The following is a 24,983-nucleotide window of genomic DNA, read 5'->3' on the forward strand; positions in this document are numbered from 1 at the left end:
GATCATTTTAATTTGTCCAGCAAATTGAACATCGCTTGGGCACCCTCTGCCCTGCTAGTAGATCCCTTCGGGTCGAACATTCCGCTATCCTTGCCTTGAAGCAGCTTTAGTTCGGCAGCTTGGAGTATAAACGGCTGAGCCCACGAATCCGCTTTCGGGAAATCCTTAAATAAGCTGCCGTTTGCCGAACCTGCCGCGGCGGAGCCTTTCTTATAGGAATACGCTCTGACCAGCATAGCGGCCATTTCCTGTCTTTTGACCTGCTCGTTTGGTTCGAAACGAGTATCCGTCATTCCGGATACGATTCCGGCCTCCGCAGCGGCTGCAACCTCGCTGGAATACCAGGAGCTTGCCGGCACATCGGTAAATTTCGCTTTGGATGCCGATTTCAGCCCCATCGTTCTCGTCACCAGCGCGCAAAATTCAGCACGTGTCATTTGCCGGTCCGGCGAAAAACGCCGGGCGCTTGTGCCTTCTACGATATGGCGATCGGTCAACTGCTCAATGACGTTATAAGCCCAATGATCACTTGGCACGTCCGTGTACGATACTCCGTATTTCTCCGCGGACAGAGGAATTCTGAACGTCTGGCCCTCTTGTATGTTATATTTATAACCTTTGGAGAAATCATTAGGGTCGCTCCATTCGCGAATGAGTGTTACATTTCCTAAGCTGACGGTCAAATGGCTGGCGTCCGTCCTTTCGATTCCTTCTATGCGATATGCGCCGTTGCGCGCTTGCGGTCCGGGCCGTTTGCCGTAATCGTTGTCCACATAAATGTATTTGCCGACCAGCGACTGGACGTTAAGTTCCGGCGGAACGGCTTCGGTCAACTCCAAAGTCATGCTGTTGCGGTCGGACAACTCTTTCGTGAAGCTGGTTACCTTTCCTTGCAGCGCGCTGCGAATGCTTTTTAAACCGGATCCGCTTACCGGGCTAATGAACTCCCCGTCTCCGATGTAGCTGTACTCCGGCTTCCCGTTAACCTCCGAATAAACGCCGAAATACCCTTTGATAACAAACTTGTTGTAAACGGTATACGTTTTGTCCGGATTTAATGTACTGAACACGTAGTCGGTGCGGCCATTGTATAATGTGATTCTCATCGCCCTGGCTTCCATGCGGGACACTTCCTTACCGTCTGATGTGACGGGCAGCTCGTCGATGTATTGAATGCTGCTGTTTTTCATATACGGTTCGATGACGGAAGTAAATACGGTGCCCAAATCTTTCCCGCTTCGCTTCACCAGAAGGAAATTCAGACGATCGGGGTTGCCGGTCCGGTTCTGCGGCGGTACCCCTGTCGCAAGTGCGGCTTCGCTGTAATCCCCGGACATGGTTAGCTTGAGATGAACATCCCGGCTGTCGTTATCGACTTTCCAATCCACGCTAAAATCGCTGCGGGGCTTGCTGTCGCGTGATACATCGGTTAAATAGTCATAACCGCTTGTCGAATTATTGTTATAGCCGGAATCGGCATAACCTACCTGCTCGCCCGCATAAGTCCCCCCGGATTGCTTGTTCAAATTTAATCCGTTTGTTGTTACTGTCCCTCCCAGCCCGTGGAAACTGTAAAGCTGTTCATCCCCCCCTTGAACCCGGAAAAAGTCGACGATATACGAGTTCGTCTCATCGATCTTGATCATGGCCGATGTTCTGCGGTATTGGCTGATCTTCGGATAAGCGTTAGGCGCCGCGATATCCATCCATTTGACACGGTCCGTATCGTCAAAATGATACGGTACACCGACCCACGATTTGCGCGTTTGTTCCGAAGCGTTAACGACAACCGTGTTATGGCTGATCGTGTTCCTTTCCCACAAGTGCCGCAATGGATTTTCATCCACATAAGTGACATAACCCATATCCGGAGCAAGGTCCAAGCCGAATGCGTGAATGCCTAGGTTTAATGCGTCGCTGTGCGCATGCGCGGTATTGTTCCTGCCGTAATACATCCAGATATCCCGCTGCAAATCCGGCGTCCCTTTTTGCGAAGGACTGACGGTATCTCCGTCTCTGAGCACGGAAAGCCCATAACCTGTTTGGTTTACGCTTTTGAGCTGGAGCGTGCCCTGCTCATCGATAACGCGGCTAATCTCGTTGATGACCGAGTCGGGATCGGCCGAAAATATATCGCCATGCAATCTTTTTAGCGAATTTCCGTTTAGAAAATATGCCGCCTGAGCAAATAGAGGGTCTCTAAACCTGCGAAAAGCTTCCACAAGGACAGATTTGTCGAGGAATAATTTCTGATTGCCGATCGACCCCGAATCTCCGATATTGGCCGTATATTTGCCGACCATCGTCATTTCAACGAACGCGCTGAACATTTTTTTGAATTTGGCATTGTTGTATAGGTCGTAGTCTTTGGCCCGGTCGTAACCGTCCAGCACATCAGCCAGTTTGGCCATGCTGGTCAGCCAGATCCGATTATAATTCGCCGACGATTCGTTGCCGTACCCGTCTTCATCGACAACTTGAATAAGGGTCCGGTTAATATCTCCTCCCGTGACGCTCCATGTGCCGTCCTTAGATTCGACTAACCCTCCCGTTTTGAACGCAAAATCGATCATTTGCCGGCTCAAAACCGGATCATCCAGCACAACCGCCGCCATAATCAGCACATTTTGATAGGAAGCAAAGTTGCCTTCGGTTTGCGCTTTTTGTACAGAAGGATATATTTGACGCAGCAGTCCGTCCTCGATATTTTTTTTAATGCCGTCCGCCGTCGATTTGAGCGGGCCCAGCCCGTATTGCTTCGCTTTACTGCTGAGAAAGGATACAAAATCGGCTTGATCGTTCCCCATCTCCGGGAAAAAAGCGTCATAGCTGCTGACTATGTCGCCCATTACTTCAGCGTCCATAATGGATCCCATCATTTTGCCCTGACCGGTAAAACCGTGGGCATTTTTAAATCCGTCTTCCCATTTATAGGCGGAAATATCCAAATCGGGATATACATCCGCGATACGGTCCAGCATCACAATTCCTGCGTAAGCATAACGTTTATCTCCGGTATACAAATACGCATCGCGAAGCGAGACGAGACCTCCCGCGACAAAGTCATCCCACAAGGTCCAATGGTTATAATAAGCGACAAACGTATATTTGTTTCCGTTATCGTCAACCCAGCCGTTGCCGTCGTCTACGCCCCACTTTTCCCCTTTTTCGGGATAAAGCTTGTTCACAAGCAGACTTTTATCGGCAAGCTTAGGCTGAAAATTACCGCGCTGGTCCAGGCCGCTGTTGTAGTAAGCCTGAAAGTCGTTTGTCGGAAACTTGTATCCGCTGACGGGATCGGTCAGCTTCCATGTATCTTGAAAGTGATCCCGCTTATACGGATAAGGACCGAATTTATCGACTGCTTTCCCTGATACGGGACTGCCTACTTCCTGATTGACGGCATACGCCCGCGGCACGTTTTGTGTCGTGATGGAGCTCCAAATAAACTCGTAGCCGGCCTTTACGTATTTATCTGCCGCCGCGACCGCTGAATCACGCATCGATTTCGCCCAATCGTACCGCTGCACATTTTGCCTGGCGGCTGCAACTTTTTCCGGGGTATAATAGGTGCTTCTTGTTTTGACGCTGCCTCCGCTGCTTTTGGTTTCGGAGGAAGTGGCGGTATCGCGGCTCCAAATTGGACTACACTGTAAAAATAATAAGCAAACGGTCAGCATGGACATGATGATAAACCTTTTTCTTCGGATTAAGTAATTCCACACAGCTTTCACTCCAATTCTTCACCGCAATAATCTGCCTTAGCAGTATATCCATCCCGGCTATCGAAAAAACGACGAGACAGACCCATCTTTCCTGTTTCGCACAGGAGCGATGGGTCATTTCTTCATTAACCGCTGATCTGCAATGATCCTGAAGTTGCTTTTCTCATTTCGGGCGGGTTCTGAAAATGTTTTCGGCCACATGCCATATTTGCAATCACCCAAACGGTGCGTGCGATAATGGCAAGGTCATACAGGATCCCCGCCTGATTCACATATACATTTTCCAATGAGAGTTTGACCGGCAGAAGTTTCTCGGCGTAGGTTTTCTCGACATCGTGATCCGACAAATAAAGATGGCCGTGGGTGTAATTGTACAAGCTTCCCGGGCTTGTCAAGCCGGGTCTGACACGCAAGGTCGCAAGCTGCTCCTCCGAATAATGCCGTTTGACTATATCGGGATCTTCCGGCCTTGGCCCTACTAAAGACATTTCCCCCCTTAACACATCGTACAGCTGAGGCAGTTCGTCAATTTTAAGCCGGCGCAGCCATCTGCCAAGCGGAAAAACGCGATCGTCTTTGACAGCGGTGATCAGGGTACGCCGATGATCCTGCTGGACATGCATCGAGCGAAATTTGTGCATGACGAACATTTTGCCGTTCAAGCCGACACGCTTAGCGCGGTAATAAACAGGACCGGGGCTCGTCAGTTTAATCCCGATGGCGGTCAATAAAAAAAGCGGTAAGCAGATGACTAAAACTGCCGTGGAAACCCCTACGTCAAAGAGGCGTTTGGCCATCGCGGCATACCCTCCTGACGGTCATAAATACCTCGGAGGCATCCATGCAGCATTGGTTTCCCCAAGCCAGCGCCTTGTTCTCCAAAGCCTTGAGCGAGCGGGGATGCGGGTATTCGCGCAGCTCGCTTTTATAACAAGCCATTGCATTTAATTTCAATTGAAGTGTGCTTGATACATCCACCCACGTGTCCGGGACGAAGGAACGCGGATACGCCCATTCCGTGCTGCTTGCAGTATCAAAAGCATATACGGCTTCGATACATGTCTCCGTTGGCCTCGTAGCAACCAGAATCGCTTTAAACAAAATTTCATGATCCCGGTTGATATCACCGCCGTATTGGCACAGCACGATTCGGGGCTGAATTTCTTCGACGATTTGTTCAAGCGGCTCAATGATATCGGTCAACGTAAAGCTGTCTAACTTCTGGTCCGGGAAACCGAGAAGGCGGATATCTTTAACTCCGAGAATATCCGCCGCAGCGCGCATATGCGCGCGTTGTCCGACCCCTTCGGCTCCATACCGCAGCGATTCTCCCTCACATACTACAACGCTTGTCACCGGAATTCCGGCCTTGGTATACAGAGCTACCGTTCCTCCGCAACCAAGCAGCTCATCGTCCGGATGGGCGGCGATGATAAGCACTCCCCCTTTGCTGCGACTACCGAGATTGCTCATTAAAAATTCCCTCCAATTGAAGTTCGTGTACATTTCCGCCGGTAAACTCATCGCCGTCCGCTGACTCCAATTCATGGATAATGACGGCACCTTCCCCGCAAGCAACCACATATCCGCAGCTTCTAGGCTGAGGACTATATACCGGACCGACGATTTGGCCGGGCTTCGCCCCCGCCCCGCAAGGCGCTGGGAGTTCCGTACAGCCCCAGATGGTCCATTTCCTTCCGTTCAGCGAACTGAACGCCCCCGGATACGGTTTGGTTAATGCGCGAATGAAATTGTAGATTTGCCTGCTGCTTTGACTCCAGTCAATTGCTCCGTCCTGCGGCCGGCGGCGGGGCAATACCGGCTCGTCGCAATCAGACTGAATGGCTCCGGTTTTCCGGCCTTCGCTCAAGCGGGGAATCAATTGGGTAATCATGACCCGATTGGATTCCGCCACTTTGTCATACAAAGTGGCGCATGTATCGTATAAAGTAATGGGAAACGGCATCTGGTCGATGATATCTCCTTCGTCCACGCCGTCATTCAGCCACATCAGCGTATTGCCGCTGATCGTCTCTCCCTTGATCATGGCCCAATTGATCGGAGCGCTTCCCCGATTATGAGGCAAAAGCGAAGCATGCGCGCCGATCATGCCGATCTTTACGCTGGAAAGCGCCTCGCGACGTATAATTTGGCTCCAGCCGATAACAAATACGACATCAAGGTCCAAGCTTCGGAGTAAAGCTACCGATTCTTCATCGTTAATGTTGCCCACCTCGTAATACGGGATCCGGTAGCGCTTGCAAAGCGCCTTGTACCGATTGGAACCGCCGCTTCGTTTGGCCATCAAGTCCTCACGCAGCGTAATAAACGCTTGTATCGGAATGCCTTCTTCCAGCAGACCCCAAAAAGCGGGGACGCCTTCCATATGAAATCCGATCCAGCCGATTCTAGGTAATGTCCTTGAAAGTTTAACCAATGTCATACCATCACCAACCTGATCTAACGTAATTATTGTTTGAATGCGTTATACGATGTTTGCGACAAAAAATACGGCATGGAGCATTCCGATTGTTTTCAATAATTTCCTTTTAATTCCCATGACGCTCAATTTCAAAACGCTCTGGTTATAGTTGGCCGGCATTGTATCCCGATCCCAAGCGTATGGATTTCTTTTATTCGAAATACTGTACTGCAATCCAAAAAGACCGGATATTTTATCGGCATGTTCCCTAATCAACCGCTGCTCCATCTCATGTGTTGGCCTTGCGCCAAACGGATAAGCCAGAACGTCGATGTTACTTTGCAGTGTCGAGCTTAAATGATCTATGGAACCTAGTACTTCCTCTTTTAATTCTGCGTAACTCAAACGATCGCAAAACGGATGGGTTTTCGTATGCGCACCGATATGAAAGCCGTTATGTTGAAGTTCCTTAATCTGCCCAACCGTTAAATAAGGCCGGTTTTCCGTCAGCCATTCGGAAATCGGTTCAAGCCCGGCCATCTCCCAAAGCCTGTCGCTTAACATTTCCTTGTGCTGCATACTCCAATCGAAATAACTCCATGTAAGCAAATCTTTAGTGCCCGCCGGAGCGGCCAGTCGAAATTCCCTTGCCAAGCGGTTCATCATACTGTAAAGTTTGGCCGGCTCCAGCTTGTTTTGAATATGCATGACCTTATTTCTCCACATCAGCTGCTTGTTGTCTAAACAATTGCTTGTTACAAAAAATGTGGCGGTTACTTTTTCTTCGGCAAGAATAGGCGCTGTTACCGAGTAATCTTCGGCAAATCCGTCGTCGGTTGTGATGGACAAAGCACGGTGCAGCTTATCTCCTTGTTTAATCCTCTCCAAAGCTTCCTTAACGGAAATAATCTCGTAGTTGTTTTTCAAATAACGTATTTGCTCGCGAAAAACGTCTGTTGTAATATTCGGCGGATAATAGCTTGTTGAAACATCCTTAACCATGTGATAACAGACCATGCGAATGTTTCGGTGATGTATTTTGTGAAGAACCGATTGCAGCCCGCGGAATTTTACAAAATATTCGGCCATTTTCATAATCGCCCCATCGGGGTATACACTTCCTTTGATTTGTATTAACTTCATTATATGATACATTATGTATCTTTTCAACTAAGTTTTTGAAGCGAAATGTTCCTTTTCGTAACATCATGTTCAAGCAATTTATCGATGAGTTCTTCTATATAAGGCCTCACATTACTCCCTGCATGAGGATGCTGCCCGCTGTGTACGTTTTGTATAAAATCCTCCAACACCTCCAGCAAATCCCCCGGTGTCAAATTCGCCAGCATCGTTTCCAACTCCCTCTTATTTACGAGAACTCGTTATCTTTACCATGCTCGTTATGCAATCGATAATCCGGAACATCTCGTTATCCGTTAAGTTGGAGCCAGAAGGCAAACAGATGCCTGTTCGAAACAACCTTTCGGCAACGTGTTCGTTCTCCTTGTGAGGGTAGTATGGATAACGTTCGTATAACGGCTGCATATGCAATGGCTTCCAAACCGGGCGGGACTCGACATTACGTTCTTCCAGCGCCTCGACGACTTGACAAGCGGTAAACCCGGCCTTTGCAGGGTCAATCGTTAACGAAGTCAGCCAACGGTTCGAACGGCCATAAGACATCTCCGGCATGAATTCAAGACCGGGAATCGAAGACAGATGTTTGTAATATGTAGCAAACACATGCCTTCGGGCCTGAACCCGTTCCTCCAAAACCTGAAGTTGTCCTCTTCCGATCCCTGCCAGAACATTGCTGAGACGGTAGTTGTAGCCCAATTGGCTGTGCTGATAATATTTAGCCGGATCTCTGGCTTGCGTCGCCAAAAATCGGGCACGCTCCAGCGCTTCGAGATCATTCGAAATCAGCATTCCCCCACCCGAAGTTGTAATAATTTTGTTCCCGCTGAACGAATAAGCTCCGAATTTTCCGAATGTGCCGCTTGCTTTGCCGTTATAGGTGGCACCCAGCGACTCCGCCGCATCCTCGATCACCGGCACATCGTAACGGCTGCACAGCTCCAATATGGGCCGCATATCCGCACTTTGCCCGTAAATATTAACTACAATTACCGCTTTAGGGCGTTTCCCGTTGCGTAAGGCGTCTTGCAGCGCTCTTTCCAGCGCAATGGGCGACATATTCCAAGATGCCGGCTCCGAATCGATAAACACAGGTTCAGCGCCTTCGTACAATATCGGGTTGGCACTGGCGATAAACGTCAACGATGAGCAGAATACCAAATCACCCGGGCCGACATTCAACAAACGCAATGACAAATGGATGGCCGCTGTGCACGAACAAAGAGCCACCGCTCCTTCCGCACCGACATATTCAGCCATTTCTTGTTCGAACAGGTTGACATTAGGACCCACAGATGAAATCCAGTTCGTTTCGAAGGCTTCCTCTATGAATCCCCACTCATGCTTCCCCATATGGGGCGGAGATAGATAAATCCGATTATTCGTACTGGTCATCCCCAACTCTCCTAGCATTGTTTATTTACACGCGATAAACTGGAAAATAGCTTCCTTGTTCTTCTATGCCAAGCCGTTCGACGATATACTGATATGCCTCTGGATTCCTTACCATTTTGCCTGTGTAAAAATCATTTGCCTCTGTTTCGTCAAAGCTTTTTTTAAAGCGATATAAATTGTCGTTCCCCGATGATCCCCCACCCAAATGCAAATACCGGTATCCTCTCGATTTGGCCCATATCGCGGCATGATGCACAAGCAGATTAATGGGAGCCAGCCTAAGATAATCTTTATCGGACCCCATCAAGTGATAATGGACAAACTGGTTGTAATGCATGAACAAACATGAAGCAATCGTCTGATCACCAAGCCTAATTTCGATAAGTTCGATATGACCGTTCAGATCGGCTATCGTATCGTGAAAAAAGCTGCGGGGGAAGTAGTAGTAATCGCTTGCTTGTTTTTTATCCATCGTCTTGTAATAAAGACTTAACAGCGAATCGATCTCGTTTATAGGCGAATGCTTTACGGTAAGTCCTTCCTTCAGAGCTTTTCGGATCCGGTTGCGGTTATCCCGGCTGTACCTGCCTTGAATTTCCGATTCGCTTGCTGTCAGATCGATATGTATGGTGTTTCTATTGAAAGCCGGTTCGACGGCAGTATAGTCGCGATGATTTTGCAGAACCGGGTGAAACCGGACGAATTCCGCGATGATCCGTAATTCCCCGCAAGCTTCCGCAAACGCCTTTGAAAATCTTCGGAATAAGTCTTGTCTTTTCCCTGTCTCTTTTACATTCGTAATGGGTCCGCCATACCCGTAAGGCGTCGTTATATCATATAAATCTTCTCTTAAGTCAAGCTGCCGAACAGCGGGCAGGTCACCCACCTTCCGCAGCAGAAAAGGATAACAAACGAAATCGTTTCCTTCCCGGTAAACAAACATTTGAGCTTGCCCTTCTCCATTTTTTTCGTAAATTTTGCAGTACTCGGGTGTAAAGTAGATGTCCGCATCGGGAATTTGACCGATATACTCATTCCATTCTCCGCTGTTATGGACAATGCGAGATTCGTTAAACATGATACGTTCAGAGCTCCTCCCTAACTTTTCACCTTATTTGTGAGCAGACATGGAACAATAAATTTTCCCAGATGGAGTGACAAAATATGCAGGTTCGTGGCCGGGAAATTGAAACGCCCTTACCCGGTTCCACAATTGCTCCTGGCACAGGCCAGGATGGATCGCTTTGTACTTCAGCACTTCCTTGGAAGTGTACGTTAGGCAATGCAGATCTTGTTCATCCGTAAGCTGCTGCTGCGGTCGGCCTTGGAGGTCCCCCGATATAATGCGAAGAAGATGAGCCTGGATGAGTTCAAGCCCAAACCGGTTGCTTTGTTCAAACAAATCAAACACGGTATCGTCCGGACCGATCGGGAAACGCCGCTCGGCAAGAATGTCTCCGGTATCTATGCCGCAGTCCATCCAATGCAGCGTAGTGCCGTAATGATTCCGGCCCTCTACTATCGCCATAGCGTCGCACATCGATCCCCTCATTTCCGGTAAGGGTGCCCCGTGTAAGTTGACTACTCCCAGCCGAAAGCGGCTCAGGTGAGAAGCTCTTAAAATGTGGTGAAACCTCACGCTTAAACCGATGTCGGCGTTCATCGACAACACATCGTCCATCGTCAACAGCGGGACTCCAAGAGTTGGCGCGACGTCCTGCATATCTCTGTCGCTTACGGTTCTGCGCCAAACCGACTTCGGGGCTCTGGTGCAGACGACTCCAAGCACACGCAAGCCGGGCTGCCCCAGCAGCCATTCCAGGCAATCAACCGCTACACCTAATGATCCGAATAAAATAACCGAGGTCTCCCGTTCATGCTCCGTTTGCGGTTTTTGCGGCATGTCTCGAACCTCCCCTTTCGATATCCAAATCCTGCAGCTCAAGACTCGGATAATCGGCAACATTTTCACGTCTGCATACTTTCAAAAGGGATTTCGCCAAAATTTCCATATCCAGCGCGAAGGACCATCTCTCTACGTAATCTGCATCCATCTCCAGCCTGATGCTCCACGGCAGCTGATTTCTGCCCGATATTTGCGCAAGTCCAGTAATTCCCGGCCTGATGGAAAAGCGGCTTTTTTCCCTTTCGGTGAAATACGGAATATACCGCATCAGCAAAGGCCTAGGTCCAACCAAACTCATCTCCCCCAATAACACGTTAAATAACTGCGGCAGTTCATCCAGACTCAAGCGCCGCAGAAACAACCCAAGGCGGGTAAGCCGAGCTTCATCGGGAAGCAGCTCGCCGCGAGAATCCCTTTGTTCCGTCATGGTGCGGAATTTATAAATCCAGAAAGGTTTCATATGCAGTCCGGGGCGCATTTGCCTGAACAAAACCGGAGCGCCGATCTTCCAGTAAATCAGCAAAGCGACAGCAATCATGACAGGACCAAATACAATCAGCAGGGTGACCGCCGCGACAAAATCGAATATACGCTTCATAGGTTTACCTTGTACCGGACGCCTTCCCATACCCGGTTGATGTCGTCCAGCAAATTCTCCTTCGGATTCGCCCTCCAGTGTCTGGGGTGGGAAAGGAAGTAAATCACGTGCTGCCCGCCCTGAATCGCGTCAAACGGTGATGTCGGCTTGTAAAATTTCGGATAAATCATATCCGAGTGGCGGCTGGTTACATATTTCATAAACGAATCATCGTACACTTCCAATTCGATGCCTAAGCTCTCTCTCAAAGCTTTGTTCTGCAGCAAGGCATGGTTGCTGAGGCCAAGGATCCGGTTCACAAAGTCCCCGTGTGAAGCTACAATCTCCATAGGCAATCCTGTTGACCGCCGTAAATGAATTAAATTGTCGGCAAATAATCTCTGAATTCTGCCCATATGGACGTTTACAGCTTCCTTGGATTTATATCCGCGCAACTTGGCATCCGAAGCGATTTCCTCGTAATGGTAGCTCGCTTCGCTCCCTCCGGCTTCAATCTCCTTCATCAGTTCGAAGTCCAGTGTGGACAACCGGAAATAATAAGATGCCGGAACTCCGAGCTCCTGCTCAATCTCCCACATGCACCTTGTTACGGATAAATCCGTGTCGATATCATGACGGTTGATAAAATATTTTTGCTCCGGCCGAACGCCTCCCGCTTGGATGAGCCGCCAAAACGATCGGATGGAATGCATCTCGTAGCCGCGATTCTGCGCAGTGAGCAGCATTTCCCGGTATTCATTTAACCGGGACGGAAGAAAGAAATCGGAATAAATTCGGTTTCTTATTGAAGCCAACATGCAAAACGTCCTCCTAGACTAACTTGTTTGGATAAAGGATACCCTTCGTACCATTCCAGCATATGGTCGACAATATCCCGCGTCGCCCGGCCGTCTCCATAAACGTCCGATTTTACAGCCGGAATTCCGCTTCGAGCGACAATCGCCGATAAATCATCCCGCAGCGGGTCGACCAAAACGTTCCAGCCCCCTGACAGCGTTTCTGTCCATTCGGTTTCCGAACGAAGCGTAAAGCAGGGCACCCCGGCAAAATAAGCTTCCTTCTGCACTCCGCCGGAATCGGTAATAATGCCTTTGGCGTGACGTTCCAGCTGCAGCATCGCCAAATAGGAAACCGGCTCGATCAAGCGAATATGCGGCGATTGGGCCAGTTCAGCCGCAAGCCCCATTGTTTGCAGCCGGTTCAACGTTCTGGGATGAAGCGGAAGCAGCAGGGGCGTCTCCAGCTTAATGAAAGCCTCCACTATTGCTTTCAGCCGTATAGGATCATCTGTATTTTCCGCCCTGTGGATAGTCGCCAGATAGTATTCTTCCCGGACCAAACCAAACGTCTCGGGCGTATACGCATCTTTCGATCTGGACCAATAATAATTTACCGCATCCAACATCACATCACCCACCTGCAGCACATTGCGGGTAATTCCTTCGCTGCGAAGATTTCGCACAGCCGTATCGGTAGGAGCAAATAAAACGTCCGAGATGTGATCCGTCAGCTTTCGATTAATTTCCTCAGGCATCTTCGGGTTAAAGCTTCGCAACCCCGCTTCAATATGAAAGAGGGGGATATGTAATTTGGATGCTACTAATGCTCCTGCCAATGTGGAATTGGTATCTCCGTAAACGAGCACTCCATCGGGGCATTCCTTTATGAGCAGCTCTTCTAATCCGGATATCATAGCTGCCGTTTGCTTTCCATGGGTTCCAGACCCAACCCCCAGATTGTAATCCGGTCTTGGCAGTTCCAACTCTTCAAAGAAAACTCCCGCCATCTTGTAATCGTAATGCTGCCCCGTATCCACCAGCACCTCATGAAACTGTTTGCGCAATTCACGTGAAACCGCAGCCGCTTTCACGTATTGAGGGCGGGTCCCGATAACCGATACGATTTTTCGCACGAAACTCCCTCTTTCTACAGTGGTTCAAAGCCCCCGGGTAAGCGCCGTTCCGTCTTCCCGCACCGCCGAAAGCAATGTTTCCGATAAGATATTCCATGAATGATGACTCACGACATATTCCCTTGCCGCCTGGCCCATTCGCTTTGTTCCCTCCGGGTTTGCGGCAAACTCGATAAGTTTGCCGGCCAAATGAACGGGAAATTGCTCTTTGATCACAACTCCGCCCCCTGAACGTTCGATGTCGCTGTTTTCCGTATCGCAAAGCAAAATGACGGGAAGCCTTGATGCCATATAGTCGTACAATTTATTCGGGCTAATCCCCCATTTAAACACGGGCGAATCTTTCAGCGGCAGCAGCCCCACATGCACCTGCTGCAAAATAGCGGGAATCTGCTCCTTCGGAACGGGTGGCATCAACGTAACATTCGTCAAATGCTCCCGTCTCTTGCGCTCCGTCAAACGCTCCTTTTCAGGACCGTCTCCGATCAACAAATAGTGGATTTGCTCATTTCCCTCTTTTGTGATCTTGGCCGCATCCAATACGGCGTCCAGATTGTTGGCTAAACCGTGAGCACCGGTATATGCGGCGATATATTTTCCCGCATGCTGCCGGAACCACAGCTCATATTCCGCCGGCAGCTTGCCGGAGTGCCGGTCGTGCCTCGCCAAATCGATTCCGTTGGGAATGTGGACGATTTTACACGGATCTATGCCTTTTCCCTGAACGTAACCCACCGCATGCTCGAACAAAACGATGATCCGGTCGGCATTCCGGTATAAATAAAGCTCCAGCTTGCTTAGCAGCCATACTACCGGATTCGAGCGGGAAACTTTCCCCAAATCGATTAACGTTTGCGGCCATAAGTCTCTTTCCTCAAAATAAAATTTGCAGCCGTACCGTTTGGCCAGCAAACAACCGACCAGCGCCGCGAAAGGATGCATCAAGGAACCGATGATGAAATCCGGAGATTCCCCGGTTTTCTTAAGCCCCATGTAAGCCCTGTAGGAATAAGTGAGCATGTTCATCACTCGTCGCAGCCCGTTATTCCGGTAAGCCGTCGTCTTCAGCCAAATAAACTTTACTCCGTCATGTGTTTCCACAAGCGAATAGCCGTTTCGGTATTCTTTTTTCTCCTGCCGGGTAATGTGCTCGAACGAGGAAGCGCATATCGTCACGTCGTATCCTTTTCCAGCCAGTTCTTTAGCGATATCGAAATGCCGGGTGCTGGTGCCTTTTGCCGTTGCGTAGTGGTTTAATATCCAAATTTTCGCGGACATCTTATTGGCTCCTGAGCAGCTGCTCCTCGGGGACATTACGCAGCTTCCTGGCGGGCACGCCGAGCACCAGTTCTCCCGCTTTCACGTCCCTGCTGACGACGCTGCCCGCCGCGACCGCCCCGTCTTCCTCCACCACGATACCAGGCAGCGTAATGGCGTTGGCTCCGATTCTTGCTCCGTTTTTCAACGTGACACCCTTCATATGGGCAAAACGTTCTTGAGTCCGGCCCATGTAATTGTCATTGCTCGTCACAACACAAGGAGCTACGAACACGAAGTCCCCTAGGCTGGAGTAAGCGGTAATATAACAATTCGTTTCCAGCTTGCACCTCGAACCGACCTTGCAGTCATTTTCAATGGAAACGCCGCGACCGACAATCGTACGTTCACCCACGGTGACACGTTCGCGGATGGTGGCCAAGTCGGCGACAAACACGTCATTTTCCAGAACGGCCCCGGCGTAAATAATGGAAGAACTGCCGATCGTGCAGCCGCTGCCGATTACCGCAGAGGGAAGCGCGGCTTTGGGTTGCTTTAATATCGAGTTTTTGGCCTTTGCCGGCTGCTTGCCGATAATCGCATGATCTTGGATGGTGACGTTGTTCCCGATCTTTGTGCCTTCATAAATAACGACATGGTGGCCGATCGTCACATTTTCCCCGATGCTGACGTTCATCCCGATGACGACGTGTTCCCCCATGACCACATGCTCGTTCATTTTTTGCTGCTCCATAAGTACCCACTCCCACAACTTTACTTTGTCTTCCAATGCCGTCACCCCATTAAATCGGCGAATTTTTTCGCGAGCACATTATAATCATGCCGCTGCAAAACATACTTTTTGGCCTGTTGGCCCAGTTTTCTGCGCTCATATTCGCTTAAGTCCAGAAGCTGGCGCACCGCCCGTTCGATCGCTGCCGGATCCTCCGGAGGGATGCTGATTCCGCCGCCGCTTTCCTTAACCGGGTCGTTCCCCGCTTCCAACGCGTTAATAATAGGCTTGCCGGCCATCATATAATCCATCAGTTTATTCGGACTTACCCCAAACCGATAAAGCGCCGTCCGTTTAAAACCGATATACAGCGCATCCATGCGGCTTAATAACTGGGGCACCGATTTTTTCGGAACCGGAGGCAGGAAGATCACATTGTCCGCTCCCAGTTTTTCCGCCAGCTCCTGCAGCTTCGCTTTATCCGGTCCTTTGCCGACCATCACCAGCTTAACCGGCAAGGTCCGAAGTAACGGGGCTGCCTGAATGAAATAGTCCAGCGCATTCGCCAGTCCGTGTGAGCCTACATAACCAATAATAAAATTCCCGTCTGCCCGCAGCTGCTTTAACATCGTATTGTGGTCTTCCGGGATCTTCTCGGCTGCGTCCCATTCTTCCGTATTAATTCCGTTGGGCACATAGGAAAACTTATCCGGAAGCATCCCATGCGCGACCATATGGCTGTCCGCCTTCGGCAGCATGGAAACGACTTTATCCGATACCCGGTATGCGTAATTTTCCGCCCATTGAAGCAGCATCATAAAAGGATGCTTCGGAGAAATTCCGCCGAGTTCGATCGGCGTCAGCGGCCATAAATCATGGACCTCGAACATCAGCTTGGCTCCGGCTTTATCCGCTATTTTTTTGGCGGGAATTACGTCCAAGGGATAGGTCGACGAAGCGATCACCACATGGGGCTTCAATTGCGATGACAACCTGGATCCGTATTGCAGCAGCTTGGATACAAAAGCAAACATATTGAGTACGCGTTTGGCCCCGTTCCCTTCATAACCCGGCGTCTTCAGCCATATGTATGTGATTCCGTCCACTACCTCACGGGTGATGGGGCCGTCCAACCGTGGAGCCTGTGTGCGCAAATGGGAATGGGATGCGGCGACAATCGTCACCTTATGGCCAAGCTCCGTCCATTTGCGGGCCATATAATAAGGACGATATTCCATACCGTGTTTAACCGAACCTGCATAATGGTTAATAAGCAATATATTCATAGACAAGGATCCTTTTTCCCCTATTTGCGATTTTCCGCAGTAATCCGGTTGACCTGTTCAATCACGTATCGGATTTCTTCCTCCGACATGCTTGGATATAAAGGAAGTGAAATCTCCGCTTCATAAGCAGCCATGCATTCCGGGTAGTCTTCAAGGCGGTAGCCCAATCTGCGATAATAAGGATGCTGAGGCACCGGTATAAAATGTACGCTTGTTCCGATTCCTGCTTCTTTCAGCAATTCAATCATTTCGCTTCGGGTGATGTTGACCATATGTTCCTTTAAGCGAATGACGTACAGATGCCAGGCGTGCCGGTGTTCGGCCGAATCATGCGGCAAAATTAACGTATCGTTATGCGCAAAAGCTTCGTTGTATATTTTGGCATATGCTTCGCGTGTCTCCTGCATATTAACCAACCGGCGAAGCTGGGTAATGCCCAAGGCGGCTTGAATATCCGTCATGTTATATTTAAATCCCGCATATTCGACTTCGTAGAACCAGGAACCTTTGTCCGAATAACGATTCCAGGCATTCTTACTCATGCCGTGCAAGCTCATGACCCGAATCCGGTCGGCAAGCTCGGGATCGTTCAGCGTAATCATCCCGCCTTCGCCGGTCGTTAAATTTTTGGTGGCATAAAAGCTGAAGCAGGTAATATCCCCGATGCTTCCGACCATCCTTCCCCTGTATTGCGTATGGACCGCATGCGCCGCATCTTCGATAACCTTCAGATTATGCCTTCTGGCAATATCGAGAATGGGATCCATATCACATGGATAGCCGGCAAAATGTACCGGAATGATCGCTTTCGTTCGCGGTGTGATCGCTTGTTCCAACAAATTCGGATTGATATTCATTGTGACAGGGTCGATATCGACAAATACCGGCTTGGCCCCGCATTGTATGATCGTATTGGCGGTCGAAACAAACGTATACGGCGTCGTAATGACTTCGTCCCCAGCCCCGATGCCAAGCGCCAATTGGGCAAGATGCAGGCCGGCCGTGCACGAGTTTAACCCCAAAGCATGCGGGCTTTGTACATACTTTGCGAAAAGCCCTTCAAATTCCATCGTTTTCGGTCCCCGGCTCAGCCAGTTAGACGTTAGCGACGCAACGACCTCCGCAATTTCCTCTTCCCCAACCAGGGGCAGCGCATAAGGGATATTCATTTTTTTCTCGATTACATTGCTTTGTACCGAACTGTTCATTGGCTCATCTACTTTCCTCTAGGTTTTTGATTTTGTTAACCTTGTTCACGCTTTTTACAGAACCCGCCAGTAGGTCATCGTAAAGCTGAAGCAGCTTGCTTTCTTCGCGCGACCAGTTGTAAGTTGCCTCGACCGCCGCTCTTCCCTTTTCACCCATTTCCTTCAGTTCCATCGGATGCTCCAGCATATATCGAATGGTCTGCGCCAGCATGGCCGGGTTTTGCGGATCCACCGCCACCCCGCTGCCCGTAGCTTCAACCGTCTTGACATAAAGCGGAAAATTCGAGGTGATAAACGGGATCCGCAAAGCCATATATTCGAACATTTTTGTCGGAAACGATTCGAAGTAATTCGGATCGGGCTGCAAAACCGCAAGACCGATGGAGGATTTCTGAACGATCCGGTACGCCTCCGCCGCCTTCATATGTCCATGGAAGGTCACCTGTTTCGTTAATCCATAGTCGGCGCATTGCCGCTCCAGCTCGTTACGGTACTCGCCTGCGGCAGGTCCGATACAATCGAAGTGAAAGTCAATCCGTTGCTGTTTCAGAAGATGCAGCGCTTCGAGAACTACGCTGATCCCCCTCAGCCTTGTAACGCCGCCAATGTACACGAGGGAATTGGCTTGTTTCGCAACGCTCGACCGCTCGGGAAAAAGCGCCAGCTCGGCAAAATTTTGAACCACCGTTTTTTTCCAGCTTGCAGGATATAATTTGTCGTAGGACGCCTCCGCCAACACTAACGGGAACAGCCGGCATACCGTTAATTCCAGCAATCTGTACATGCGGCTGATCAGCCGCCGGCAAGGTACCCATTGTTTATTTTGAATTTGTTCCGCTACGTTTTCATGAATGTCGTAAATGACCTTTTTTCCTAATAACTTAAGCATTATGCCTGCCGGCAGCAGCTCCGGATCATGGAAATGGTATATGTCCGCCTTCTGCTTCACCGCTTTGCTGAATACCTGCCACACCGTTTTGCTGATCCGCTCCACACGGTTTTTTGATTTCGGTACCGGAATGAAGCGGACTCCATCGACCTCCTCTTCGGTATTCTCTTGTTTCTGTGCTATGAGATTCACATCGTATCCCGCCGCGGCCAAACTTCTGGCTTGTTTATAAAAGATCCGGATGTCATACGGCTGGTGAACGGATGTCATGATGCATACTTTGGGTTTAGACCGAACCTTTCTCATGACTAGACTCTCCTTTGTTAATGGGAATTCTCAGGAAAGGAAGCAAACCCAGCATACAGAAGAAAAATCGATTATCCAGCAAATCTCCGGTTACCTGTGCATTAAAGAATGTATTTAGCAGCAGCATAACCACAATTAGCTTTGGGAAATGCCGGGTCAGATTGCTGAGCGGGAACATGTAGCGAATGGAAGAAACAAACACGGCCAAAAAAAGCAGTAACCCGACGAGTCCCATTTCAACTAAAATTTCAGCGAACAAATTATGAGGGTAAAGCCTCATAGCGGAGGACATGCCGTAAAACAACGGGAAAGCGCCGATTCCGTAGCCCAAAATGGGTTTGTTTTCCCAGTACATGATTGAATCCTCGTAATATTCGGCCCTTGTGTCCGCTGAACTCCCCATATCCCCGTTGCCGCCAAATAAAAAAGTCATCCTATACAACGTCTGGGTTTCTTCGTCCGTGATGATGAGGTATCCGACCACTCCGATACAAGCAACCAATATGGCGACAATCAGAAGCAGGTAACCGCGAACCTTGAAGCCCGCTGAGGATAACTTGAAAGCAAACAGCGCCGGCAGCATCGTACCCAGTATGGTAGCCAGAAAAGGTCCCCGGCCGCCGAGGTTCAGGAGCACATACATGTAATAACCGAAAGCCCCCAAGCCAAGCACTTTGACCAGCAGATGATTTTTGCAAAACAGGATGTAGCCGAGAAGGACAAGCGCACCCGCTCCAACCACACGTCCCAGGCCAAGGTAACTTCCGTTTAATGCTCTAATGTCCCAGTACATTGCTGTATTTCTAATCGATATATGACTTTCGATCGCGATCCATATGGAGAACAGGAAAAATACGGTTAGGAATCTTCTCATTCGTGCAGGATCCTGCGCGATGATTAATGAAGTGCCGGCCAGCGTCCAAGGAAGAATCGTAGCGACCTCAAACGCTTTTGTCGTGGAATACCCGGGTCCCGGCGTCCACCATAAGCTGGCGATGGCATAAGCGGCAAAAAACATATGAAGCAGCACGATCTTGAATCCGCCCTTGTCGATCATCAGCTTCCGTTCCAGCCATATTTTGCAGGCTGCCGCAAAGCTGATAAAAAAGAACAACAAGGTTATATCGATAGGAAACCATGAGAACCTCGGGTCGGCCTTAAATATGCCGGCAAACACAAACAGCATGAAAGCCGTTTCGAAGGAAAACACGGTTGAACTTAATCCGTGCAGCCATTTTTGCAGAAGAGAGCCGGATTTGGCTGATTCGAGGTACTTAAGCTCCAGTTTTCCCGCTGTGACTAACGACATCATTCAATCCTCTTTTCTTATTCGGGATCGGGCATTAGTGCTTTCGAAAGTTCATTTTCACTTCTCGAAACATGTCTTTTCAAAGCTGCAGCCGATAAAACAAACAAACTGACGTAGCCAATCGATAAGCAAGCAGAATAAACTACCACAGCCTGCAGCGCTGAAAACCGCAATTGATAGGCTAATTCCAGCCCGCTGACAACCAATATAAATCTGCCGATGTCCCAGAACCATTGCCATTTCAGTTTCTCCAGCATGGTCAGCGTATTGGCCAGCGGAACAATGACGAGTTTAAGCAAATAAGTTACGGCAAGCACCTGCACGTAGGTTCCCGCTTCCCGCCAGTCTCCGCCGAAAACAAAATGGAACAGCCAAGGAGCGGATACGGCAAGAACGGCGGTAGGGATCACTCCCCATGCAAACAGCTTTTTGGCCATGCTGTAAAACAACTCCATGAGGGACCGCGGTTTTTCCAAAATATACGGGGAGCCCTCCCCGATGTATACCTGCCCTACCGACTGTCCGACCAAGTCCATGGGCGCTCCGATGACCCGTTGACTCAAAAGCAGCCATCCGGAAACCTCCGGCCCATACATCAATACCATCATCAACGGCACGATTTGCAGCCCTGCGCTGTTGATAAAAGCCGAGCTGCTGGCAATCAGCGGAAACCCGCGATATTCATACGCTGTCTGTGCGAGTTTTTTCCATGTGACCGTTTTGAGCAGCTGCAGATCTTTTTTCCAAAGCTGAACCGCTAAGCCGCCGCCGCCGCCCATTCGAGAAAACACATCTCCCAGCAAAAGACCGATCTGACCGTACTGAAGAAATCCGACTCCCGTTTGAATGGCGAGCTGGCCAACACTTTGGCTGATTCTAGTTCTGGCAAGTGCTTTATAATCTTTTCGCCGCAGTGCCCAGAAGCTTAAGGTTTGATATAAACCGAGACCAAACAAGCTGAGCGGCATCAGCCACAGATATCCTTTCAGCCCCTCGGCGTGAAGGTAACCGACAAGTTTATCCCCGACCGCATACCAGCCCGCACCCATCAGAAAACTCATCATAGCGGCGATGATTAAAGAGAGCACCAGCAGGTTCGCCGCAAGCTTGTCGTCCTTTGGCAACGTAATCGCTGTATCGTATCTCAGCGACGCGACAACGGATACCATCCCAAGGATGGAGATGTACACGGATAAATATCCGAATTCCGTTGGGTTGTACAATCGGGTTAGAAGGGGCGAAGCCAATATTTGTATGCCTTGCGCCAGAACCGTTCCGCTGACCAGCACCAGCACCTTCCTGATCAGCGGTCCCTTAATCAGGGATTTCACGCGGTTCTGTATCCTTCTATAGCCGATAATATTTATTGGCAACATGTTTCCCCTTCATTGCGTTTCTCGTATCGAAGATGATGTTGGCCTTCTGCCCGACAAGCTCGAAATCAAACAGTGTGTGATCCGTTGCAATGAGAACCAAATCCGACTGTTCCAGATGCTCCGCAGTTAATGCCGCCGCCTCATACATCCGCCCATCATGCCGGCAGGAAGGAATATGAGGATCGCTGAATATGACGCTTGCCCCTCTCTTCTCCAGTTCATGAATGATCCGGAATACCGGCGACTCCCGATGATCATCGATATCCTTCTTATAAGCCAGACCCAAAATATACACCTGCGAGCCGTTTAACGATTTGCGCTCTTCGTTCAGAATCTGGCTGGCCCGTTCCACTACAAATTCAGGCATGCTGTTATTGATCTCGCCCGCCAGTTCAATCAGCCGGGTGTGGTAATTGTATTCTCTCGCCTTCCAGGTTAAATAAAACGGATCGATCGGGATGCAATGACCGCCGAGTCCCGGACCGGGATAAAACGCCATAAATCCGTAAGGTTTCGTTTTGGCGGCATCAATCACTTCCCAGACGTTGATTCCCATCCGGTTGCATAAGATGGCCATCTCGTTGGCTAAGGCGATGTTGATATTGCGGAACGTGTTCTCCAGTATTTTCTCCATCTCCGCAACCGCCGGACTTCCCACCTCGTGTACGTCCCCATCCAATACCGTTCTGTACATCGTAGCGGCTACCTTAGTACAATTGGGCGAAACCCCGCCTACGATCTTTGGTGTGTTTTTCGTGTTAAACTGCTTATTGCCGGGGTCTACCCGTTCCGGGGAATACGCCAGGAAGAAATCGATCCCGCATGTCAAACCGGATTGCTCCAGGATCGACTTGACCAGTTCTTCCGTTGTGCCCGGATACGTCGTGCTTTCCAACACGACCAGCATTCCGGGCCTCAAGTAACGGGATATCGTTCTGGCCGAATCTTCCACATAGCTGGTATCCGGCTGCTGATAAATATCGAGCGGAGTCGGTACGCAGATCGTAACGGCATCCACCTCATTAATGAAGCTAAAGTCCGAAGTGGCTCTCAGGTTCCCCGCAGTAACGATCGTTTGCAAATCTTCATCGATGACATCCCCGATATAGTTGATCCCTTGATTGACCATATCAACCTTGCTCGCCTGCACATCGAAACCGATGACGGTAAAGCCGGCTTTTGCTTTTTCTACAGCAAGCGGCAAACCTACATACCCAAGACCGATAACCCCAATTACAGCAGATTTTGTGTAAAATTTATTGATAAGTTTCTCCGCCAGCGGCGAATTCGAAATACTGATTTCCAAAATACTCATACCATTTCTCCCCTCTCTGCATAAAAACGACGAACGATTTCAATGACATATTGCTGGTCTTCTCCGCTCATTTCGGGATATAAAGGCAATGCCATCGTGCCGTCCGCCGCCTTCTCCGCTTCCGGCATACACCCTTCTTCATAACCCAACCCACGATAAACCTCCTGCAGGTGCAGCGGAACCGGGTAGTAGATCCCTGACGAAATACCGTGTTCGTTCAAATACTCCATCAGCTTTGTTCTTTCATCCGTTTTAATAATGTATAGATGATAAATGGCATAGGCATAATCGGTTTCGGCCGGCAGCTGCAGCGGGAGTCCTTGGAGGCCTTGGCGGTATATTTCCGCTTTTTCCCGGCGGCTTGCATTCCATCCGTCGAGATAGGGAAGTTTCACTTCAATCATCGCCGCCTGAAGCGAGTCAAGCCTGCTGTTATAACCGATCATTGAATGATAATATTTGGGGCTGCTGCCGTGTACGCGAAGAATACGAATTTTTCGGGCAAGCTCGTCATCGTTTGTAATGACCATACCGCCGTCCCCGAAACCTCCCAAATTTTTGGTTGGGAAAAAGGAGAAACATCCGGCCGTTCCGATGGACCCTGCCCGCTTCTCCCGATACTCGGAGCCCATCGCCTGGCAAGCATCTTCGATGACGTGAAGCCCGTATTTTTCCGCGATTGCCATCAATGGATCCATATGGACCGGATGACCGAATATATGAACCGGGATGATCGCTTTTGTTTTGTCAGTAATGGCCGCTTCGATTTTGGATACATCCATATTGTAAGTATCCGGCTCGATATCGATAAAAACCGGCGTTCCGCCCAACTGGGAAACCGCCTCGGCCGTTGCAAAAAACGTAAACGGCGTTGTGATGACTTCGTCCCCCGGACCTATTCCGAGCGCATCCAGCGTGAGCAGGAGCGCATCCGTGCCGTTGGCGACCCCGATTGCATGTTTGACATCGCAATACTTGGCGACGGCTTGCTCCAAACGGTGTACCGCCGGGCCCATGATATAGTTCCCGCTTTCCAGCACCTCGTCGAGTGCGGGGCGAATTTCGTCTTTGAGTGCATTGTATTGTGCTTTGGCATCCATTAAAGGGATATTCCTCATTGTCATTTGGCTCATGGAAACTTCGTTCCTTTCTTCAACTAAATGATTAAACAACCGTGCTTTTATAATGTTCAGCAGCTTGATAAATATCGAGAACCAGCTTCAGAGCGTTGCGGCCGTCTTCCCCGGTAATGACCGGTGGCCTGTCGTGTACAATAGCTTCCACCATATCGGCGACAATATGCTGATGGCCGGGTATGCCAAACGGATCTTCGTTAACACGTTGGATCAAGGAATCGGCATCTTCTTTGGACATTCCTTCAAATGTCCAATGTTTGATCCAATTGGCCGTGGGTCCGCCGATCACGGCGCTTCCCGTCTCTCCGAATAAGCTGATCGATTCTTCGTAATTTTTGGGGTAAATCGTCGTTGCCGCTTCCACGAGGCCCACCGCTCCGTTTTCAAAATTAAGCAGCGCCACCGCTACATCTTCGCATTCAATATTTCGCAGCATAGTAGCCGTGTAAGCCTGCACGTTATGAATCGGTCCCATAAGCCATAACAGCAGATCCATGCTATGAATGGCCTGGTTCATCAAAACCCCGCCATCCATCAGCTTTGTCCCTCTCCAGGACGCCGTATCGTAATACCCTTGGCCCCGGTTCCAGCGAACCGTCGAATTGATGTGGCTGAATTTTCCGAACAAACCTTGTTTAACCGCCTGCTGCAGTTCCATCACAGCGGGGCGAAACCGGTTCGGATGCACCACGGTGAGCTTCACATGATGTTTGCGGCAAGCCCGAATCATCGCATCCGCATCTTCCAGACTCAAAGCCATCGGTTTCTCCACAACTACGTGTTTCCCCGCCTGTGCGGCTTGAATCGCCAGATGGGCATGGGTACCGCTTGGCGTGCAAATCGACACGACATCAACGGTTGGATCATTCAAGATGTCTTCAAAGCTGGTCGTCCATTGCGGGACTCCGTACAGCTCGACGAATTGCAGCAAATTGTTACGATTTGTATCACAGACGGTATGAAGATTCGCACCACTAACCGATTGAATCGCTTCTACATGTTTTGCAGCGATATGGCCGCAGCCTACGATGGCAAATTGAATCATGTCCACATATTCCTTCCCATATTAGTTC

Annotated in this window: 22 protein-coding genes; all 22 read right to left on the reverse strand. The window is 49.7% G+C overall.

All coding sequences use genetic code 11. From position 1 onward, the window contains the following. Nucleotides 1–2: 2 nt before the first annotated feature. The 22 genes from EYB31_RS31850 to EYB31_RS31955 all read right to left on the reverse strand — a co-directional run bounded on the left by EYB31_RS31850 (nucleotide 3) and on the right by EYB31_RS31955 (nucleotide 24,955). A complete protein-coding gene (locus tag EYB31_RS31850; RefSeq protein WP_165452718.1) occupies nucleotides 3–3,734 on the reverse strand; it encodes an S-layer homology domain-containing protein in 3,732 nt (1,243 codons plus the stop codon). A 116-nt stretch (nucleotides 3,735–3,850) separates the two neighbouring features. Then, a complete protein-coding gene (locus EYB31_RS31855; RefSeq protein WP_131017546.1) occupies nucleotides 3,851–4,522 on the reverse strand; it encodes a sugar transferase in 672 nt (223 codons plus the stop codon). Further along, nucleotides 4,503–5,198: a PIG-L deacetylase family protein gene (locus EYB31_RS31860; protein WP_131017547.1), complete on the reverse strand. Its 696-nt coding sequence runs from the start codon at nucleotides 5,196–5,198 to the stop codon at nucleotides 4,503–4,505. The genes EYB31_RS31855 and EYB31_RS31860 overlap by 20 nt, the downstream gene beginning before the upstream one ends. Further along, nucleotides 5,182–6,168, reverse strand: coding sequence for a methionyl-tRNA formyltransferase (locus tag EYB31_RS31865; protein ID WP_131017548.1), 987 nt, complete (start codon nucleotides 6,166–6,168; stop codon nucleotides 5,182–5,184). Before EYB31_RS31865 ends, EYB31_RS31860 begins: the two co-directional genes overlap by 17 nt. Nucleotides 6,169–6,210: 42 nt before the next feature. Next, complete coding sequence (locus EYB31_RS31870; protein WP_165452719.1) at nucleotides 6,211–7,290, reverse strand: polysaccharide deacetylase family protein; 1,080 nt, start codon at nucleotides 7,288–7,290, stop codon at nucleotides 6,211–6,213. A 23-nt stretch (nucleotides 7,291–7,313) separates the two neighbouring features. Continuing rightward, nucleotides 7,314–7,496, reverse strand: coding sequence for a hypothetical protein (locus tag EYB31_RS31875; protein WP_131017550.1), 183 nt, complete (start codon nucleotides 7,494–7,496; stop codon nucleotides 7,314–7,316). A 16-nt stretch (nucleotides 7,497–7,512) separates the two neighbouring features. Beyond that, on the reverse strand, nucleotides 7,513–8,679 hold the full coding sequence (locus EYB31_RS31880; RefSeq protein ID WP_131017551.1) for an aminotransferase class I/II-fold pyridoxal phosphate-dependent enzyme: 1,167 nt from the start codon (nucleotides 8,677–8,679) through the stop codon (nucleotides 7,513–7,515). Nucleotides 8,680–8,704: 25 nt separating this feature from the next. Then, the gene (locus EYB31_RS31885; RefSeq protein WP_131017552.1) at nucleotides 8,705–9,757 is read right to left on the reverse strand and encodes a lipid II:glycine glycyltransferase FemX; all 1,053 of its coding nucleotides are present in this window, start codon (nucleotides 9,755–9,757) and stop codon (nucleotides 8,705–8,707) included. A gap of 33 nt (nucleotides 9,758–9,790) precedes the next feature. Then, nucleotides 9,791–10,582, reverse strand: coding sequence for a methionyl-tRNA formyltransferase (locus EYB31_RS31890; protein ID WP_131017553.1), 792 nt, complete (start codon nucleotides 10,580–10,582; stop codon nucleotides 9,791–9,793). Continuing rightward, nucleotides 10,554–11,183 (reverse strand): sugar transferase, encoded by a 630-nt coding sequence (locus EYB31_RS31895; RefSeq protein ID WP_131017554.1) that lies wholly within the window; start codon nucleotides 11,181–11,183, stop codon nucleotides 10,554–10,556. Before EYB31_RS31895 ends, EYB31_RS31890 begins: the two co-directional genes overlap by 29 nt. Further along, complete coding sequence (locus tag EYB31_RS31900; RefSeq protein ID WP_131017555.1) at nucleotides 11,180–11,980, reverse strand: hypothetical protein; 801 nt, start codon at nucleotides 11,978–11,980, stop codon at nucleotides 11,180–11,182. The genes EYB31_RS31895 and EYB31_RS31900 overlap by 4 nt, the downstream gene beginning before the upstream one ends. After that, nucleotides 11,965–13,095, reverse strand: coding sequence for a non-hydrolyzing UDP-N-acetylglucosamine 2-epimerase (gene wecB, locus EYB31_RS31905; protein WP_131017556.1), 1,131 nt, complete (start codon nucleotides 13,093–13,095; stop codon nucleotides 11,965–11,967). The genes EYB31_RS31900 and wecB overlap by 16 nt, the downstream gene beginning before the upstream one ends. A gap of 24 nt (nucleotides 13,096–13,119) precedes the next feature. Continuing rightward, nucleotides 13,120–14,373 carry a glycosyltransferase family 4 protein gene (locus EYB31_RS31910; protein ID WP_165452720.1) on the reverse strand — a complete coding sequence of 418 codons (1,254 nt, stop codon included), beginning with the start codon at nucleotides 14,371–14,373 and terminating at the stop codon, nucleotides 13,120–13,122. 1 nt (nucleotide 14,374) lies between these two features. Next, nucleotides 14,375–15,106 (reverse strand): acyltransferase, encoded by a 732-nt coding sequence (locus EYB31_RS31915; protein ID WP_240763100.1) that lies wholly within the window; start codon nucleotides 15,104–15,106, stop codon nucleotides 14,375–14,377. A 41-nt stretch (nucleotides 15,107–15,147) separates the two neighbouring features. Then, nucleotides 15,148–16,371 (reverse strand): glycosyltransferase family 4 protein, encoded by a 1,224-nt coding sequence (locus EYB31_RS31920; RefSeq protein WP_131017558.1) that lies wholly within the window; start codon nucleotides 16,369–16,371, stop codon nucleotides 15,148–15,150. 20 nt (nucleotides 16,372–16,391) lie between these two features. After that, the gene (locus EYB31_RS31925) at nucleotides 16,392–17,579 is read right to left on the reverse strand and encodes a DegT/DnrJ/EryC1/StrS family aminotransferase (protein ID WP_131017559.1); all 1,188 of its coding nucleotides are present in this window, start codon (nucleotides 17,577–17,579) and stop codon (nucleotides 16,392–16,394) included. A 4-nt stretch (nucleotides 17,580–17,583) separates the two neighbouring features. Further along, entirely contained in the window at nucleotides 17,584–18,774 is a 1,191-nt protein-coding gene (locus EYB31_RS31930; RefSeq protein ID WP_131017560.1) for a glycosyltransferase family 4 protein, read from the reverse strand. After that, the gene (locus EYB31_RS31935) at nucleotides 18,755–20,086 is read right to left on the reverse strand and encodes an O-antigen ligase family protein (protein WP_131017561.1); all 1,332 of its coding nucleotides are present in this window, start codon (nucleotides 20,084–20,086) and stop codon (nucleotides 18,755–18,757) included. Before EYB31_RS31935 ends, EYB31_RS31930 begins: the two co-directional genes overlap by 20 nt. 14 nt (nucleotides 20,087–20,100) lie before the next feature. Continuing rightward, the gene (locus EYB31_RS31940) at nucleotides 20,101–21,414 is read right to left on the reverse strand and encodes a lipopolysaccharide biosynthesis protein (RefSeq protein ID WP_165452721.1); all 1,314 of its coding nucleotides are present in this window, start codon (nucleotides 21,412–21,414) and stop codon (nucleotides 20,101–20,103) included. 16 nt (nucleotides 21,415–21,430) lie between these two features. Beyond that, nucleotides 21,431–22,774: a nucleotide sugar dehydrogenase gene (locus EYB31_RS31945; protein WP_131017563.1), complete on the reverse strand. Its 1,344-nt coding sequence runs from the start codon at nucleotides 22,772–22,774 to the stop codon at nucleotides 21,431–21,433. Beyond that, nucleotides 22,771–23,907, reverse strand: a complete 1,137-nt coding sequence (locus EYB31_RS31950) for a DegT/DnrJ/EryC1/StrS family aminotransferase (protein ID WP_240763102.1) — start codon at nucleotides 23,905–23,907, stop codon at nucleotides 22,771–22,773. The genes EYB31_RS31945 and EYB31_RS31950 overlap by 4 nt, the downstream gene beginning before the upstream one ends. Nucleotides 23,908–23,938: 31 nt before the next feature. Continuing rightward, nucleotides 23,939–24,955: a Gfo/Idh/MocA family protein gene (locus EYB31_RS31955; RefSeq protein WP_131017636.1), complete on the reverse strand. Its 1,017-nt coding sequence runs from the start codon at nucleotides 24,953–24,955 to the stop codon at nucleotides 23,939–23,941. Nucleotides 24,956–24,983 lie beyond the last annotated feature (28 nt).

Origin of the sequence: Paenibacillus thalictri (assembly GCF_004307995.1) — a bacterium.
GTDB classification, from domain to species: domain Bacteria; phylum Bacillota; class Bacilli; order Paenibacillales; family NBRC-103111; genus Paenibacillus_AF; species Paenibacillus_AF thalictri.

Bases quoted from the DNA above. Each gene is read 5' to 3' on its own strand.
- EYB31_RS31855 (WP_131017546.1), bottom strand. From the start codon at position 4,522: ATGGCCAAACGCCTCTTTGACGTAGGGGTTTCCACGGCAGTTTTAGTC.
- EYB31_RS31860 (WP_131017547.1), bottom strand. From the start codon at position 5,198: ATGAGCAATCTCGGTAGTCGCAGCAAAGGGGGAGTGCTTATCATCGCC.
- EYB31_RS31865 (WP_131017548.1), bottom strand. From the start codon at position 6,168: ATGACATTGGTTAAACTTTCAAGGACATTACCTAGAATCGGCTGGATC.
- EYB31_RS31870 (WP_165452719.1), bottom strand. From the start codon at position 7,290: ATGAAGTTAATACAAATCAAAGGAAGTGTATACCCCGATGGGGCGATT.
- EYB31_RS31875 (WP_131017550.1), bottom strand. From the start codon at position 7,496: ATGCTGGCGAATTTGACACCGGGGGATTTGCTGGAGGTGTTGGAGGAT.
- EYB31_RS31880 (WP_131017551.1), bottom strand. From the start codon at position 8,679: ATGACCAGTACGAATAATCGGATTTATCTATCTCCGCCCCATATGGGG.
- EYB31_RS31885 (WP_131017552.1), bottom strand. From the start codon at position 9,757: ATGTTTAACGAATCTCGCATTGTCCATAACAGCGGAGAATGGAATGAG.
- EYB31_RS31890 (WP_131017553.1), bottom strand. From the start codon at position 10,582: ATGCCGCAAAAACCGCAAACGGAGCATGAACGGGAGACCTCGGTTATT.
- EYB31_RS31895 (WP_131017554.1), bottom strand. From the start codon at position 11,183: ATGAAGCGTATATTCGATTTTGTCGCGGCGGTCACCCTGCTGATTGTA.
- EYB31_RS31900 (WP_131017555.1), bottom strand. From the start codon at position 11,980: ATGTTGGCTTCAATAAGAAACCGAATTTATTCCGATTTCTTTCTTCCG.
- EYB31_RS31910 (WP_165452720.1), bottom strand. From the start codon at position 14,373: ATGTCCGCGAAAATTTGGATATTAAACCACTACGCAACGGCAAAAGGC.
- EYB31_RS31915 (WP_240763100.1), bottom strand. From the start codon at position 15,106: ATGGAGCAGCAAAAAATGAACGAGCATGTGGTCATGGGGGAACACGTC.
- EYB31_RS31920 (WP_131017558.1), bottom strand. From the start codon at position 16,371: ATGAATATATTGCTTATTAACCATTATGCAGGTTCGGTTAAACACGGT.
- EYB31_RS31925 (WP_131017559.1), bottom strand. From the start codon at position 17,579: ATGAACAGTTCGGTACAAAGCAATGTAATCGAGAAAAAAATGAATATC.
- EYB31_RS31930 (WP_131017560.1), bottom strand. From the start codon at position 18,774: ATGAGAAAGGTTCGGTCTAAACCCAAAGTATGCATCATGACATCCGTT.
- EYB31_RS31935 (WP_131017561.1), bottom strand. From the start codon at position 20,086: ATGATGTCGTTAGTCACAGCGGGAAAACTGGAGCTTAAGTACCTCGAA.
- EYB31_RS31945 (WP_131017563.1), bottom strand. From the start codon at position 22,774: ATGAGTATTTTGGAAATCAGTATTTCGAATTCGCCGCTGGCGGAGAAA.
- EYB31_RS31950 (WP_240763102.1), bottom strand. From the start codon at position 23,907: ATGAGCCAAATGACAATGAGGAATATCCCTTTAATGGATGCCAAAGCA.
- EYB31_RS31955 (WP_131017636.1), bottom strand. From the start codon at position 24,955: ATGATTCAATTTGCCATCGTAGGCTGCGGCCATATCGCTGCAAAACAT.